Raw genomic sequence first — 15,161 nt, forward strand, 5'->3', positions numbered from 1 at the left:
TCACTTGACCTGGGCCACGTCGGTGTCGATCTGCTTGTCCAGATCGGCCAGACTCTTGGTCAGGTCGCCGCCTTGACCGGCCTCCCACTTGTAGGCGTACTCGGAGAGGGTGACCTGGTACTTGCCGCCGTTGGGGCTGGCGGGCGTGGTGTTGCTGGCGGGGTGCTTGAAGGCGTCGATGAACGGCTTGAAGTGCTCGTCGTTCGCCAGCGGCGACGCGGCCAGCGCGGCGTTGGTGCTGGGCACGTTGTGGATCGCCTGCGAGAAGGCGACCAGCGCCTCGGTGTCGGTGGTGACGAACTTGACGAACTCCCAAGCCGCGGCCTGGTGGTGGCTGGACTTGGCGATGCCGACGGTGGTTCCGGTGAGGTAGCTGCGGCCGTACTTGTCGACCTGGTCGTCCGGGACCGGGAACGGCGCGGTGCCGTATTTCAGATTCGGCGCGTCCTGGGCGATCATCGCCGTGCGCCATTCGCCGTCCATGGTCATCGCGAGCTTGCCGCTCATGAACGGGTTCTCCGCGGAGAACTCCTCACCGAAGGTGGTGCGGAACTTCTCCAGCTTGTCGAACCCGCCCTGGCTCTCCACGAATTGCTTCTGCCAGTTGAAGAACTGGGGGACGACCGGGTCCTTGGACAGGTTCGACTTGCCGTCGGGCGTCTGGTAGGTCGGACCGTACTGGGCCAGCGTGTGCGCGGCGGAGAACTCGTAGGCGTGGAAGGTCGGCAGGAAGCCGGCGACCTTGAACGTCCCGTCGCCGTTGAACTGGTTGAGCTTCTTGGCGGTCTCGGTCAGCTCGCTGAACGTCTTCGGCGGCGCGGTGATGCCCGCGGCGGCGAACATGTCCTTGTTGTAGTACAGCCCGTAGGAGTCGGCGAGCAGCGGCAGCGCGCACCGCTTGCCCTGGAACTGGGTGTAGTCCAGCACCGGCTTGGGGAACGTCGCGGCCGGGTCGATGTTGGACTTGGCCAGCCACGGCGCCAGATCGGTCCACGAGCCCGACGTACAGAACTGGCCGACGTTGTCGGTGGTGAACGAGGAGACCACGTCCGGGCCCTTGCCGGAGCGGATGCCCTGGGTGATCTTGTCGTCGGTGACGTTGGAGACGACCTTGACCTTGATGTTGGGGTGCTTCGCGTTGAACTTGGCGACCAGGTCGTCGACCGCCTTGACCTCGCTCTCGGCGCTCCACCCGTGCCAGAAGGTGATGGTGACCTTCTTGTCGGGCGCCTCGTCGGCACCGGTCCCCGAGCCGCCGTCGTCGCCGGCGCACGCGGAGGCCAGCATGGCGAGCGTGGCGGCGCACGCGAGGGTCGTGATGGAACGACGGAGCCGTGGGAGTCTGTGCACTGGGTCCTCCTCCGGAGATGGCGACGGCGCGGCCGGGACGAGCGGCGCCGGGGGCCTTGCGGTGGTGCGGGTCGGGCGACAGAGCGCGCGACCGGGCAAACGGGCATGCCGCAGCGAGAGTGCGGTGCCGAGTCGCGAACGAGGGTGCGGTGCCGGGTCGGGCGCGGATGCGTCAGGTCGTGGTGAAGACGACGTCGCGGGCGACGTCGAGCGCCGCGTGCACGGCGCCGGTGAGAACGGGATTGGCCGGTACGTCGCCGAGCACGACGCGCGGACGCGGGATCGCGAGGCGGTGCAACTCGTCGACCACGCGCGAGCGCAGCGCCTCGCCGCCGGCCATCGGGATGGCCCCCGACAACACGACGAGTCCCGGATCGAGCACCGAGACGATCACCGCGAGGCCCACCGCCAGCCGGTTGGCCAGCTCGTCGAGGAAGGCTCCGCCGCGCGATTCGGTCGCGCGCACCGCTCGGGCGACCGCCTGCGGCGCGGTACGACTGCCCACTCCGTAGGCGCGGGCAAGGGACAACACGGCGGGCGCGCCCGCGAGTTGCTGGAAGCCGCCGGTGTTGCGGCGGCTGACGTCGTGCGGCAGCGGGGCGCCGGGCATCGGCATGTAGCCGACCTCGCCCGCGCCACCGGTGGAACCTCGGTGCAGTCGGCCGCCGAGCACGATCGCGCAGCCGATGCCCTCGTCCACCCACAACAGGACGAAGTCGCCGCCGTCGCGGGCGGATCCGTCCCGCTGCTCGGCGAGCGCGGCCAGGTTGACGTCGTTCTCCACGTCCACGGTCAGGCCGAGTTCCTCGCGGACGAGGTCCAGCACGCCGGGGGAGTGCCAGCCCGCGAGGTGGCGGCCGTAGCGGAACTGTTCGGTGGTCGGGTCGAACGCGCCCGGGATGCCGATCACCACGTGCGCGAGGTCGGCGAGGTCGAGCCCGGCGGGCTTGGCCGCGGCGCGTACCGCATCCCGGATCCGGCCCGGCGTATCGGCCGCTTCCCGGCGTGGGGTGGGCAGTTCGTGTTCACCCACCACCCGTCCGGTCAGATCGGCGATGGCCACCCGGATCCGGGCGGGCGTGACGTCCAGGCCCGCGACGTGTCCGGCCGCCGGGTTGATCTCGTACAACTGGGCGCCGGGTCCGCGGCCACCCTCGGTGGTACCGACCCCGACGACCAGGCCGGCCGCCTCCAGGCGGGAGAGCAGCTGCGAGGCGGTCGGCTTCGACAAACCCGTCATCGAACCGATCTGACCCCGGGACAGCCGCCCGTGCCGCAAGAGGAGTTCGAGCGCGGCCCGGTCGTTGATGGCCCGCAAAAGGCTCGGCCGCCCGGCCTGCTCCCGCCCGGACGCTCCCGCGCCGCGCTCGGTGCTTCCGGCCATGAGCGGTTCTCCCCTTCGCCACTGTTAGGAAACCTTCCTAAGAGTTGTAGAGGAAATTAGGCCCGCCCTCTCGGCACTGTCAAGGGTGTCCGCCAAGGTCGTTTGCCTTGCGGGGCAGGGGAATCGGCGCCGAGGTCAGCCGGCGCGCGGATGTGTGGCCCGCGCGGCGGCCCGGCATCCGGCGTGGAGCCCGGCCGCGATGAACGCACCGGAGGCGTTCAGGAGCACGTCGTCCACCGAGGACACCCGCCCGATCGCAAGCAACCACTGGGCGATTTCGATCGCCACCGACCCGGCCGCGGCCAGGCCCGCGATCCGCCACGCGCCGGACCGACCGGCGAAGCGCGGCGCGTGGAACGGCAGCAGGAAGCCGAGCGCCGCGAACACCGCGAGATTGCCGCCCACCTGGATCGTCGCGGTCACCGGATCGCCGCCGAGGACGGCCGCGAGGTCGTGCAGCGGCAGCAGGCTGAGCGCGTGGCCGGAACCGACCGGGGTCAGCACCATCCACACCCACGGGAGGGTGCCGAGCACCATCCCCGCGACGACCGCGACGCGCGGCCGGCGCAGGGCGAGCAGCACTACGAACGGCGCGGCGGCGACGCATGCGACCAGCACCGCTCCCCACCGGGACCACACCCCACCCATTCGGCGGACTGTACCGGCGAACGGCGGGGCGCGTGGGTGTCCGGAGGGGCGCGATCAGGGCGCCATCCGGGCGCACGGGCATGGTTAGCGCGGTGATCTCGGGCAACTCTTTGAGTCCGGCGAGTTCTTTGGACCACGGCACCGCACGCACCGCGCCGGATCGGGACGAGTGCACGGATCGCAGGAGGCGGCGTTGGCCGGCAGCACATCGACGACCGGACAGACGGGTGGCGACACCTATACGGAGCACCTCGGCCACGTCATCTTCATCACCGCCGCCGCTGCGATGGGCGGGTTCCTCTTCGGCTACGACAGCTCGGTGATCAACGGCGCGGTCGAGGGCATCCGGGGCAAGTTCGAGCCCGGATCCAGCCTGCTCGCCCAAGTCGTGGCCGCAGCGCTGGTCGGCTGCGCGATCGGCGCGGCGATCGCCGGGCGGATCGCCGACCGGATCGGCCGGATCCGGGTGATGCAGATCGCCGCCGTTTTGTTCGCGGTCAGCGCGGTCGGCTCGGCGCTGCCGTTCGCGCTGTGGGATCTGGCCATGTGGCGGGTGCTCGGCGGGATGGCGATCGGGATGGCCTCGGTGATCGGCCCGGCCTACATCGCCGAGGTCGCCCCGCCCGCCTACCGCGGTCGGCTGGGCTCGTTCCAGCAGGCCGCGATCGTCACCGGCATCGCGGTCTCGCAGCTGGTCAACTGGGGCATCCTCAACCTCGCCGACGACGACCAGCGCGGCAAGCTGCTCTTCGGCCTGGAGGCGTGGCAGGTGATGCTGGGCGTGATGGTGATCCCGGCCGTGCTGTACGGCCTGTTCACCTTCACCATCCCCGAGTCACCGCGCTATCTGATCTCGATCGGCCGGGTGGATCAGGCCAAGAAGGTGCTCGCCGAGGTGGAGAGCGACCACGTCGACCTGGACGCGCGCGTCGCCGAGATCAAGGAGGCGATGCGCCGCGAGCACAAGTCCACGTTCCGGGACCTGCTGGGCGGCGGCGGGTTCCTGTTCCTGCCGATCGTGTGGATCGGCATCGGACTCTCGGTGTTCCAGCAGCTCGTCGGCATCAACGTGATCTTCTATTACTCGGCGTCGTTGTGGCAGTCGGTGGGCATCGATCCGAACAGCTCGTTCCTGTACTCGTTCACCACGTCGATCATCAACATCATCGGCACGATCATCGCGATGTCGCTGGTCGACCGGGTGGGCCGCAGGCCGCTCGCGCTGGTCGGATCCACCGGCATGGCGATCTCGCTCGGCCTGGTCGCGTGGGCCTTCTCCGCCCGGACCGGCAAGGGCAAGAACATCAAGCTCCCGGACACCGAGGGCGCCGTGGCGCTGATCGCGGCCCACTCGTTCGTGTTGTTCTTCGCGCTGTCGTGGGGCGTGGTGGTGTGGGTCTTCCTCGGTGAGATGTTCCCGAACAGGATCCGCGCCGCGGCCCTGGGCGTGGCCGCGTCCGCGCAGTGGATCGCCAACTGGGTGATCACCGTGACGTTCCCGACCCTGTCGGACTGGAACCTGTCGGCGACGTACGTGATGTACGCGTGCTTCGCGGTGTTGTCCATCCCGTTCGTGCTCAAGTTCGTCAAGGAGACGAAGGGCAAGACGCTGGAGGAGATGGGCTGACGCTGGGGGAGATGGGCTGAATCCGGCCGCGGCGGCCGGGCTCGGGTGGGGCTCGGCCGGCGGGGTGCGATGTCGGTACGGGGCGGGGTTGGTTCGGGTGTGACGCCGGGTCGGGGCTGGTGCCGGTTCGGGTGCGATGCGGGTTCGGGGCTGGTGCCGGTCCAGGTGCGATGCGGGTTCGGACTGGTGCCGGTCCGGGGTCAGTGTCGGTCCAGGCGTGCCGGCGGCCCGGGTTCGGGTCCGGGGCCGGCCCCGGCGTCGCGTCCCGGTGTCGTGTCCCGGAGTCGGAGTCAGTCCAGGTCGCGCCTGCGGAGCGTGCTCAGGCCCGCCGCCGGCAGCGCGAGTGCCAGGGCGAGCAGCCACACGTACGGCGTGGCCGTGACGTCGGCGCCGGGCAGCTTCGGCAGGTGGCCGAACGGAGACACGTCCAGCACCGCCTGCGGCAGCTCGAACACCGGCCCCAGCCAGCCGAGCGCGATCACCAACCCGACCAGCCCCCACACCGCCGCGCTCAGCCGCGGCAACGCACCGACGACCAGTACGGCGAGCCCGGTCAGCACCCACACGGCCGGGAGCTGGGCGAGTGCGGCGAGCAGGATGCGCGGCAGTTCGCCGGACACGTCGCCGACGGTGATCCCGTACGACAGGCCCATCGCGAGACCGCCCGCAGCCAGGATCAGCACCGGGCCGGCGTACGCGATCACCAGGTGCCCGCCCGCCCAGCGCAACCGGCCGACGGTGTTCGCCAGCAGCGGTTCGGCCCGGCCGTTCGTCTCCTCGTCGCGCAGCCGCAGTACGGAACCGGCGGTGAACACCACGCAGACCAGGCCGAGCATGCCCACCAGCGTGGACAGGAACGCGTCGGTCAGCGCGACATGGCCGCCCATGCGGCGGATCAGGTCGCGGGTCCCGGTGTTGTCGCCGACGATGTCCTGCGCGCCGTCGGCGATGCCGCCGAACACCGCGCCGGCGAACGCGAAGCCGACCGCCCAGGCAAGCAGCGTGCCGCGTTGCAGACGCCAGGCCAGGCCGTACGCGCCGGCCAGCGACGCGGGCGCGTGAGCCGGTCCCGGGCGTGGTCGCACGAAGCCGGCGCCCAGGTCGCGCCGACCCGCGAGGGTGTACGCGAGCGCGACGCACCCGGCGATCAGGCCGACCGGCAGGAGCAGCACCCACCAGCGGTCGCCGGCGAACGGCCGAACGTTCTCGGCCCAGCCCAGCGGCGACACCCAGACCATCGGGTGGCTGCCGGCCGAGGCCGCCTCCCGGGCCGCGTCGCCGGACGCGCGCAGCACGAAGGCGGCGCCCAGGACGGCGCCGGCGATGCCCTTGGCGAGTCGGGCGTTCTCGGTGAGCTGCGCGGCGACCGCGGCGACGGCGCCGAACATCAGCCCGGACAGCGCGACGGCGAGGCCGAACGCGAGCGAGCCGGCCGCCGGTTGGCCCGCGCCGAGCAGGATCGCCGTGCACGACACCAGGAGCAGCGCATCGGCCAGCGCGGCGGTGGCCAGGGCCGAGGTGAGCGGCGCCCGGCGGCCCACCATCGCCGCGGACAGCGCCTCCTGACGGCCCGTCTCCTCCTCCTCGCGGGAGTGCCGGATCACGATGAGCAGGCTCATCAGACCGGCCAGCAGGGCGGCGTAGCCGCCGATCCGCCATGTGGTGAGGGCTCCGTACGAGTCGCCGAAGACCGCGCCGTACAGGGCCCGGAGCGAGCCGTTGGCGTTCATGTCGGCGGCGAGCTTCGCCCGTTCGGCGCCGGTGCCGTAGAGGCTCTCCAGGGAGCGTTCGACGCCGGACACGGCGGCGGCCACGACCAGCACCCAGACCGGGATCAGCACCCGGTCGCGGCGCAGGGCGAGGCGGATCAGGGCGCCGGTGCCGGTCAGATGGTGCGCGGAGCCGCCGCGCGGCAGCGGGAGGACGGCGGCGGTCATCGCGAGGCCACCAGCGGGGCGTCGCTGTCCCGGTCGCGGTAGTGCCGCAGGAACAGCTCCTCCAGGGTGGGTGGGCTGCTGGTCAGGCCGCGTACGCCGATCTCGGCGAGCCGGCTCAGCACCGGGTTCAGATGTTCGTTGTCCACCTGGAGTACGACGTGGTCCTCGCTCGCCGCCACGTCGTGCACGCCCGGGAGTTCGGCCAGGCCATCGCCCGGGCCGCGCAGTTCGGCGCGCACCGTGGTCCGGCTCAGGTGCCGCAGGTCGGCCAGCGAACCCGACTCGACGGTGCGGCCGTCGCGGATGATGCTGACCCGATCGCACAGCGCCTCGACCTCGGCCAGGATGTGGCTGGACAGCAGCACGGTCCGGCCGCGCTCGCGCTCCTCGCGCACACAGTCCCGGAACACGTCCTCCATCAGCGGGTCCAGGCCGGACGTGGGCTCGTCCAGGATCAGCAGGTCCACGTCGGAGGCGAACGCGGCGACCAGGGCCACCTTCTGCCGGTTGCCCTTGGAGTAGGCGCGGCCCTTCTTGGTCGGGTCGAGCTCGAACCGGTTCAGCAGGTCGGCGCGCCGGGCCGGGTCCAGGCCGCCGCGCAGCCGGCCGTACAGGTCGATCACCTCGCCGCCGCTGAGGTTGCGCCACAGCGTGACGTCGCCGGGCACGTAGGCGACCCGGCGATGCAGGGCGACGGCGTCGCGCCACGGGTCGCCGCCGAGGAGGGCGACGTCGCCGCGGTCGGCGCGGATCAGGCCGAGCAGGACGCGGATGGTGGTGGACTTCCCGGCGCCGTTGGGGCCGAGGAAGCCGTGTACCTCGCCGACCGTGACGTGCAGGTCGAGGCCGTCGAGGGCGTGGGTGCGCCCGAAGGACTTGTGCAGACCGGAGACGCTGATCGCCGTATTCATGTTTCAGAACATACGCTTCGTTCAGGAAGTTGTGAAGTTTGGAAAGATCGAGAATCATGGATCGCGGGTGCCGGGAAGGGGCTGAGCGGAAGGTGACGACCCGAATGCGGGACGACGGCGGGCGGGCGGGAGAGGACGGGCCGGTGCGGGACGCGGGGTCGGTGCGGGACGCCGGGTCCGTGCGGGACGAGGGGGCGGTGCGCGACGAGGCCGAGGTCGCGCGGTACATCGAGCGCTTCGCGGGCGAGTTGGCCGACGCCGGCATGCAACGGATGGCCGCACGGGTGTTCGTCGCGCTGCTCGCGGCCGACTCGGCGAGCATGACCTCCGCCGAACTCGCCGAGTCGTTGCAGATCAGTCCGGCCGCGGTGTCGTCGGCGATCGCCTACCTGTCGCAGATCAGGATGGTCCACCGCGAACGCGAACCCGGCTCGCGCCGGGACCGCTACCGGTTGCACAACGAACTCTGGTACGAGACCTACAGCGAACGCGACAAACTCCTGGCCCGCTTCGAGGTCGTCCTCCGCGAGGGCGCACAGGCCCTCGGCCCGACCACCCCGGCAGGCATCCGGGCCCAGGAATCAGCCGAGTTCTTCGCCTTCCTCCAGGCGGAGTTCGTCGGAATCATGGAACGCTGGCGCAACCGGGAACGCTGACGACCGCTCGGTTACCGCGCCGGTCCGGGCCTCGGGAGCACGGCAGCAAGTTCGGCCCGTCGGGCTATGGGGGGAAGGTCGGCCGACTTAGGCGTCTCCGGCACCTGGAGGCAAAGTAGGCCGACTTTCAGCCCGGCCGGCGTTGAGACAAAGCGGGCCGCAGGCCGGCCGGCGGCGCGAGGACGAATCCGCCGACTTCAGCCCGGCCGGCGTTTGAGGCCACCCGAGTCGCAGGTCGGACAGCATCAGGACCGGGCCGCCGAGGCCCTATCGCGTCCCGGGCGAGATCGGCACGTTGGGGCACTGCGCGCCCAGCCGCTCGAGCGTGCCGAGTTCGGTGGCGTCCACCGTCAGGTCGTACTTCGTCTTCACCGTCACCCAGTCCGTCAGGTACGCACACCGCGCCCCCTCGTACGGCGGCAGCCAAGTGCCCGGATCCTGATCGGCCTTCGAGCGGTTGTACTTGGCGGTCACCGCGACCAGCGCCCGAGGCTGGTCGAGATCGTTCGCGTACTGCTCACGCTCCTTGGACGTCCATCCGGACGCGCCCGAGTCCCACGCCTCGGCCAACGGCACCATGTGGTCGATGTCCAGGCCGGAGGCGCCGTCGACGTAGGCGTCCTCGTAGTACGAGTACCAACGACCGCCGGCGAGTGCGCACTTGGCGCCGATCTCGGGCGGGCTGACGGCCTCCTCGATGAGTACCTCGGCGCGCGTCGAACACCCGTCCCGGTCCGCGTCGACCCAGTGCCGGAACGCGTCCCGGTCGTAGCCGGACCGATCCTCGTCGGCCACCCGCAGACCCGCGATCGCGTCCCGGAGCGGAATCCGCACGCCGGCTTCCGTCGTGCCCGTCGTCTGCGCGGGCCGGACGGGTGCCCCCGCCGCGTTCGTCACCGGCGCGAACAGCAGTGCGCCCACGCTCGTTGCCGCCACCAGCAGCGAGGCCGTCCGACGTCCCACCGTGATTCCCGTGTGCATCATCGCGTTTGCCCCAGAGTCGCCGTGACAGGTCCGCTCCTGTTGTAGCGATGTGCCCGAGCGAGATCGACAACGGCGCAGTTGTGCCACTCGAAAGAGTGGTCCTGGGCGGGCATTTGCCGGCAGCTCCGCCACGGGGCGCTCCGCGCGGCGCTCCGCGGAGGACGCGTGCGACATCGTGGTGGCCGGCCGGTGGGCAGCCCGACATCGTGTTCGGTCAGAGCGGGGCGGGAAGTACGTTCATGAACGAGCCTCGCGAAGTGCGGCGCTTTGAGAGGTTGTTCACTTCCCTGTGCAGGCGCGCCCTGAGCTTGGAAGATATCCGTGCACTGGTCACAGTCATCAAGAAGGACACTTCATGAATCTGGCTACCGACACCAAAGCCTCTCTGGCGTGGCGGAAGAGCACGTTCAGCGCCGGAAACGATGACTGCGTCGAGACCGCCCCGACCGCCACGGCTGTCGCCGTGCGGGACAGCAAGGACCTCATCGTCGGCAACTTCGATGTCCCCAACCACTCCTGGGCCCGGCTGACGGAAGCGCTCAAGCGCTGATTCGCTTACCGAGTGGCATCGGGGCCGTCCTTCGGCGCAACCGGGAGCGGTCGGGCATGCGCTGAACCGGGAGGATGGCCGCGAACTGGCGGCCACGATCAGAAGGGTCTGACATGAGTCTGCGGCACGCTCAGCCTGAGGTCTGCCTCGCCTGGAGGAAGAGTTCGTACAGCCACAACGACGGTGACTGCGTCGAGACCGCCCCGACCGCCACGGCCGTGGCCGTGCGGGACAGCAAGGACCTCATCGTCGGCAACTTCGATGTCCCCAACCACTCCTGGGCCCGGCTGACGGAAGCGCTCAAGCGCTGATTCGGTCGACACGTCGAGTCGGGGGGAAGCCCAGGCGGGCTTCCCTCCGACCCTTCCCGCAGGGTTACCAGGGCACTTCCCCGTTTTCGTCCTGGAAGGTTCCTGTCGGACCGTCCGCGTCGAGAGTTGCGAGCCGCACGACGACCCTGGCGCTCTCCTCCGGCGCCCTTCCGATTCCGAATGCTGCGGTCAGGTCGGTCGCGGTGGTGCCGGGCTCGACCGCGTTGAACTTGATGCCCGGCTGGGACTTGGCGTACTGGACCGTGAGCATGGTGGCGGCGGCCTTGGACGCAGAGTAAAGCGCCAGCGGCAAGTGGAACTCGGGCCGGTCCGGGTTGGTCACTGCCCAGAAGGACCCGGCACTGCTCGACACGGTGACCACGGTCGGGTTCGGGGATTTGCGCAGCAGGGGAAGTGCCGCCTCCGTGACGCGCACGATTCCCACCGCGTTGGTGTCGAAGGCCCGGAGAGCCGTGGGACCGTCGGTTGCCCCGTGCCCCAGGATGCCCGCGTTGTTCACCAGGACGTCGAGTCGGCCCTCGGCCGAGTCGATCGTCGCCATCGCGCTGCGCACCGATGCGTCGTCGGTCACGTCGAGTTGCACGAATCGTGCGCCGAGTGCCGCCGCGGCCTTCTCGCCTCGCTCGACGTCACGGGCGCCTATGTAGACAACGTGGCCCAATGCCAGAAGCTGTCTGGCCGTCTCGAAGCCGATGCCCTTATTGGCCCCGGTGATCAAGGTGGTGGTCATACATACCTCACGAGTTCTGTGGCCCGAGCCGGCCATGAGTGATGTTCGGACTGTTCTTCGAGTCGCAGGCGCTGATCCCGGAGGTCAGCCGGTCGGCTGCCGGAGAAGTTCGCCGGTGTCGTGCAGGGCGGTCATGTGCGCGAAGCGTCCGTTGCGGAGGTGGGCCGCCCCTTCGACTTCCGCATCGATCGATGCGGAAGTCGAACGTAGCACTTCTGTAGCGATCATTGCGGAAGAGGTAGGCTGCCGGGGTGGAGACGAAACAGAACGGCGCGATCGGCCGGCCGCGAGGGTTCGACGTCGACGAAGCACTCGAGCGCGCCATGCTGGTCTTCTGGGAGCACGGCTACGAGGGGGCCAGCCTGGCCACCCTGACCGACGCGATGGGTATCTCCACCACCAGCATGTACGCGGCCTTCGGCAACAAGGAGAAGCTGTTCCGCAAGGCTCTGGAGCGCTACACCGAGGGCCCGAGCGCCTACCTGGCCCGGGCCCTGGAGGAGCCGACCGCCCTCGACGTCGCCACCGCGATCCTGGCCGGCACCGTGCGTACCACCACCCGTCCGGCTCACCCTCACGGGTGTCTGGGCGTCCAGGGCGCACTGGCCGCCGGTGAGTCGGGGCGAGAGGTCCGTGAACTACTCGTCGCGTGGCGTAACAACGGCTGCTCCTGCATCCGGGAGCGGTTCCAGCGAGCCGTCGAAGACGGCGACCTGCCCCCGGGAACCGATCCGGGCCTCCTGGCCCGCTACGTCACCACCTTGGCATTCGGCATCGCCGTACAAGCCGCGAGCGGTATCGGCCGCGACGAACTCCAGGAGATGGCCGACGCCGCCCTGCGCAACTGGCCGCTCTCCTGAGCGGGCATTCGACGGCCGTTACCGCGTCACGTCCATGCCGGATGTCTCAAGTGGTCAGGCCGGCGCCGAGCAGCCAGATGTGTTCGCAAGTGGCTGATGCCTTCCGGAACTTCCCGCGGGCGGGACTCCTGCGAAGCAGGGCGCCGCGGGTGATCCCGGCGCCCTGGGCGATGTCGCCGACGGCTATGGCGTCGTCGCCCTTGCCCGAGCAGGGCCGCTCCACCGCGCTGTCCACCTTCGCTACCGACATCGCGGCCGCTATCCGCCCCCCGATGCTCGGGGCCACTGCCACCGCCACCGCACCGGGGCCGTCCGGTGGCAGCGGACATCGAGTTCGCCTCCGTCACCCGCTTCACGCTTGAGCGATGAGTTTGGGCGGCGGATCGGGTCTGCCTTGGTATGACTCGAATCATCGCCGACATCTCGGTCTCTCTCGACGGCTTCGTCACCGGGCCCGACCCCGGCCCGGACAACGGTCTGGGTACCGGCGGCGAGGCCCTGCACACGTGGGCGTTCTCCGACGACCCCGACGACCGCCGGGTCCTGCGCGAGGGGACCGGCCGTTCGGGCGCCGTCGTCCTCGGCCGCCGGCTCTTCGACTTGGTCGACGGGCCGGACGGCTGGGACGACACGTGCGGTTACGGCGCCGGCGAGGTCGGCAGGCCCGCGTTCGTCGTGGTGACGAGCTCGCCGCCGGAGTCGGTGCGGACATCCGACCTCGACTGGACGTTCGTCACCACCGGTCTGCCCGACGCCGTCACCGCCGCGTGCAAGCGGGCCGAGGCGGCGTCGTCGGCCGGCGGCAAGGACCTCGATGTCGTCCTCATGGGCGGCGGCGCCACGATCGGCTCGGCGTTCGACGCCGGGCTGGTCGACGCGCTGACGCTGCACCTGGCGCCCGTCGTGCTGGGCGCCGGGACACCACTGTTCACCGGCGGAGTGCCGCGCACGCTGGTGCAGCGGAGCGTGATCTCGACATCGACCGCGACCCACCTGACCTACGACGTCTCCGGGTGATCCGATGACCACTGTCAACGCCAATGACATCGCCTTGGGCATCGAGTCGTTCGGCGACGAAGACGCGCCACTCGTCCTGCTCGCGGGCGGGACGACGATGCTTTCCTGGCCCGACGCGCTGTGCGAGCGCCTCGCCGCCGGCGGGCGCCGTGTGGTGCGCTACGACCTGCGCGACAGCGGGGAGTCGACCACGACGGACCCACAGGCGCCCGCCTACACCCTGCGCAGCCTCGCTGCCGACGCGGCGGCCCTTGCCGGTGCGCTCGGCGGGGGACCTGCGCACCTCGCGGGAATCGGCGTCGGCGGGATGGTCGCCCAGGTGGCCGTGCTCGACCATCCGGGCGCGTTCTCGGCGCTCACCCTGGTCGGCACCCGCGCGGTTGCCCCCGGCCCGCCCGACGACGACCTCCTCGACCACGACCAGGCGACGATGAGCCGGTTGTTCGCGCGTCCGATGCCCGATTGGAGCGACCGCGAGGCGGTTGCGGAATTCGCCGCCGCCGGCGCGGAGATCCTCGGCAACGACCCCGTCGCCGCGCGCGCAATCGCCGCGCGCATCTGGGACCGCACGCCCGGCACCGCACCACCGGTCCAGATGGCCAACCAGATGGGCATGGTGTTTGCCGGGCTCGACTGCAAACCCCGCTGGCGCGAGCGCCTGCCCGAGATCGAGGTCCCCACCCTCGTCGTCCACGGCCGCCGCGACCCGTTCTTCCCCGTCGGCAACGGCGAGGCGATCGCGCGCGAAATCCCCGGCGCACGGCTGCTCGTCCTCGACAAGGCCGCCACCGCGATCCCCGAAGCCGCGATCGACGAGGTCACCGAGGCGATGCTCACCCTCGGCTAGAGGACGGCGAACGCCGCGCGGGTGCGCCCTGCACGCAGCAGCAGTGGAGGCCGGAGGCCGGATACGGCCGGGCAGGCGGCCCAGGCCCCGCTCCTGCCTGTCGCCATTCGTCGACGAGGCCCGGCAACTCTGCAAGGACCGAGGCCGGGCCGCCCGCGATGCGGGTTTCGCGCGAGTCACCCGGAATCAGACCTGCCACCACCTACGGGACAGACCTTGAACAAGGTCTAGCACTCCAGCTGTAAATGGTGATCTTGCTGCCTGTCAGCCCGTCGGGCTTCGCGCCACGGTGGTTTCAGCTCGGGTCCGGATTGGCCAACTGTTCGCCCCACAGGCGGATTTCATGCCGGAAAACAGGTTGTCTGCGGCACTCGCCGTAATCATCCTGGCCCGATGGACCTCACAGTAGCGGCGCAGGCGTGGCGTGAAGACGGCTTCGTAATCCTCCCTGGTTTCATCCCGCCCGATGAGCTGAAGCCCGCGGCGGGTGAACTGGATCTGCTCTTCCCGTCCGCCGAGGGGTTCCACGACGCGACCGATGCGCGACGCGAGCGTTTCATCGGCGACCAGTTCGCCGGGATCGACTACTTCCCGTTCGCCGGCGTGGAGATCAGTCTGCTGGCCGTGCACCACCGGATCCTGGCACTCGCCGAGACGCTGCTGGAAGACGACATCCAGATCTCCGGGGCGGAAGCCTGGGCGAAGTACGTCGGCGCCTGCGACTACGACCAGGACCTGCACCGCGACTATCCGGGCCATACCCTTCTGGTGCCCAGCACCGCGCCCGGCTTCCGCCAGCTGGAGATGTTCGTATACCTGGCGGACGTGCCCGAGGAGCTCGGCCCGGCGCACCTTGTCTCGCGGAAGCACACGGCCGACCTCCCCGCCGTGCCCACCCGGTATCTGCGGCCCGGCCTCGAAAGCAAGAACCGCTTCCAGGACGCCGGGGGAAGCCCGCAGCTGTACGAAGCGGAGGTGTCCGCAGCCGGTCCTGCCGGGACAGTGGTCGCCTTCGAGATCGGCACCATCCATCGCGGAACAGCCATGACCGCGCCGCGCGGTGCCCGCTTCACCATGCACCTGAACTTCCGCTCCGCCGCAGCCCAGTGGGGTCAGCGCCGGGGCTGGGCCTACTCCGCGGTCCAGGAGGACTGGTCCACATTCGTCGAGCGGGCCACACCGCGCCAACTCCAGGCATTCGGGTTTCCTCCGCCAGGACATTCCTACTGGACCCCGGAGACGCTCGCCGGCATGGCGCTGCGGTATCCCGGACTCGATCTCATGCCTTGGCGCCGGCCTTGCTGACCCCCTGCCTCATCGCGTGGTCT

17 protein-coding genes are annotated in these 15,161 nt (G+C 70.3%); 9 read left to right on the forward strand and 8 right to left on the reverse strand.

Features of this window, described 5'->3' with window-relative positions:
• From ACZOOI_RS25595 to ACZOOI_RS25605, 3 genes are all read right to left on the reverse strand, one after another.
• Positions 1-1,287 (reverse strand): ABC transporter substrate-binding protein, encoded by a 1,287-nt coding sequence (locus tag ACZOOI_RS25595; RefSeq protein WP_465281286.1) that lies wholly within the window; start codon positions 1,285-1,287, stop codon positions 1-3.
• A 235-nt stretch (positions 1,288-1,522) separates the two neighbouring features.
• Entirely contained in the window at positions 1,523-2,734 is a 1,212-nt protein-coding gene (locus ACZOOI_RS25600) for an ROK family transcriptional regulator (RefSeq protein ID WP_465278034.1), read from the reverse strand.
• Between the two features lie 135 nt (positions 2,735-2,869).
• Positions 2,870-3,382 carry a VanZ family protein gene (locus ACZOOI_RS25605; RefSeq protein WP_465278035.1) on the reverse strand — a complete coding sequence of 171 codons (513 nt, stop codon included), beginning with the start codon at positions 3,380-3,382 and terminating at the stop codon, positions 2,870-2,872.
• A 193-nt stretch (positions 3,383-3,575) separates the two neighbouring features.
• Here ACZOOI_RS25605 and ACZOOI_RS25610 point away from each other — a divergent pair, with 193 nt between their 5' ends.
• Positions 3,576-5,009 carry a sugar porter family MFS transporter gene (locus tag ACZOOI_RS25610; protein WP_465278036.1) on the forward strand — a complete coding sequence of 478 codons (1,434 nt, stop codon included), beginning with the start codon at positions 3,576-3,578 and terminating at the stop codon, positions 5,007-5,009.
• Between the two features lie 290 nt (positions 5,010-5,299).
• Here ACZOOI_RS25610 and ACZOOI_RS25615 read toward each other — a convergent pair whose 3' ends face one another.
• Both ACZOOI_RS25615 and ACZOOI_RS25620 read right to left on the reverse strand, forming a co-directional pair.
• On the reverse strand, positions 5,300-6,946 hold the full coding sequence (locus ACZOOI_RS25615) for an ABC transporter permease (RefSeq protein ID WP_465278037.1): 1,647 nt from the start codon (positions 6,944-6,946) through the stop codon (positions 5,300-5,302).
• On the reverse strand, positions 6,943-7,857 hold the full coding sequence (locus tag ACZOOI_RS25620) for an ABC transporter ATP-binding protein (protein ID WP_465278038.1): 915 nt from the start codon (positions 7,855-7,857) through the stop codon (positions 6,943-6,945). The genes ACZOOI_RS25615 and ACZOOI_RS25620 overlap by 4 nt, the downstream gene beginning before the upstream one ends.
• A gap of 104 nt (positions 7,858-7,961) precedes the next feature.
• On the opposite strand from ACZOOI_RS25620, the gene ACZOOI_RS25625 reads away from it, so the two are divergent.
• A complete protein-coding gene (locus ACZOOI_RS25625) occupies positions 7,962-8,513 on the forward strand; it encodes a GbsR/MarR family transcriptional regulator (RefSeq protein WP_465278039.1) in 552 nt (183 codons plus the stop codon).
• A 267-nt stretch (positions 8,514-8,780) separates the two neighbouring features.
• Here the strand turns inward: ACZOOI_RS25625 and ACZOOI_RS25630 are convergent, their stop codons facing one another.
• Positions 8,781-9,494 (reverse strand): HNH endonuclease family protein, encoded by a 714-nt coding sequence (locus ACZOOI_RS25630; protein WP_465281287.1) that lies wholly within the window; start codon positions 9,492-9,494, stop codon positions 8,781-8,783.
• Between the two features lie 50 nt (positions 9,495-9,544).
• On the opposite strand from ACZOOI_RS25630, the gene ACZOOI_RS25635 reads away from it, so the two are divergent.
• From ACZOOI_RS25635 to ACZOOI_RS25645, 3 genes are all read left to right on the forward strand, one after another.
• Positions 9,545-9,856, forward strand: a complete 312-nt coding sequence (locus tag ACZOOI_RS25635) for a Scr1 family TA system antitoxin-like transcriptional regulator (protein WP_465278040.1) — start codon at positions 9,545-9,547, stop codon at positions 9,854-9,856.
• Complete coding sequence (locus tag ACZOOI_RS25640) at positions 9,853-10,047, forward strand: DUF397 domain-containing protein (RefSeq protein WP_465278041.1); 195 nt, start codon at positions 9,853-9,855, stop codon at positions 10,045-10,047. Before ACZOOI_RS25635 ends, ACZOOI_RS25640 begins: the two co-directional genes overlap by 4 nt.
• 113 nt (positions 10,048-10,160) lie before the next feature.
• Positions 10,161-10,358, forward strand: coding sequence for a DUF397 domain-containing protein (locus tag ACZOOI_RS25645; protein WP_465278042.1), 198 nt, complete (start codon positions 10,161-10,163; stop codon positions 10,356-10,358).
• 64 nt (positions 10,359-10,422) lie between these two features.
• Here the strand turns inward: ACZOOI_RS25645 and ACZOOI_RS25650 are convergent, their stop codons facing one another.
• Entirely contained in the window at positions 10,423-11,109 is a 687-nt protein-coding gene (locus ACZOOI_RS25650; RefSeq protein WP_465278043.1) for an SDR family NAD(P)-dependent oxidoreductase, read from the reverse strand.
• A gap of 251 nt (positions 11,110-11,360) precedes the next feature.
• Here ACZOOI_RS25650 and ACZOOI_RS25655 point away from each other — a divergent pair, with 251 nt between their 5' ends.
• Positions 11,361-11,969, forward strand: a complete 609-nt coding sequence (locus ACZOOI_RS25655; protein WP_465278044.1) for a TetR/AcrR family transcriptional regulator — start codon at positions 11,361-11,363, stop codon at positions 11,967-11,969.
• 46 nt (positions 11,970-12,015) lie between these two features.
• Here ACZOOI_RS25655 and ACZOOI_RS25660 read toward each other — a convergent pair whose 3' ends face one another.
• Positions 12,016-12,219, reverse strand: coding sequence for a hypothetical protein (locus tag ACZOOI_RS25660; RefSeq protein ID WP_465278045.1), 204 nt, complete (start codon positions 12,217-12,219; stop codon positions 12,016-12,018).
• A 149-nt stretch (positions 12,220-12,368) separates the two neighbouring features.
• Between ACZOOI_RS25660 and ACZOOI_RS25665 the strand changes: the two genes are divergently transcribed.
• The 3 genes from ACZOOI_RS25665 (at position 12,369) to ACZOOI_RS25675 (ending at position 15,138) form a co-directional block, all read left to right on the forward strand.
• Positions 12,369-12,986, forward strand: a complete 618-nt coding sequence (locus ACZOOI_RS25665) for a dihydrofolate reductase family protein (protein WP_465278046.1) — start codon at positions 12,369-12,371, stop codon at positions 12,984-12,986.
• Between the two features lie 4 nt (positions 12,987-12,990).
• On the forward strand, positions 12,991-13,833 hold the full coding sequence (locus ACZOOI_RS25670; RefSeq protein WP_465278047.1) for an alpha/beta fold hydrolase: 843 nt from the start codon (positions 12,991-12,993) through the stop codon (positions 13,831-13,833).
• A gap of 393 nt (positions 13,834-14,226) precedes the next feature.
• Positions 14,227-15,138, forward strand: coding sequence for a phytanoyl-CoA dioxygenase family protein (locus ACZOOI_RS25675; RefSeq protein WP_465278048.1), 912 nt, complete (start codon positions 14,227-14,229; stop codon positions 15,136-15,138).
• The last annotated feature ends 23 nt before the right edge of the window (positions 15,139-15,161 follow it).

The sequence above is a fragment of the Embleya sp. L77 genome (genome assembly GCF_055557415.1).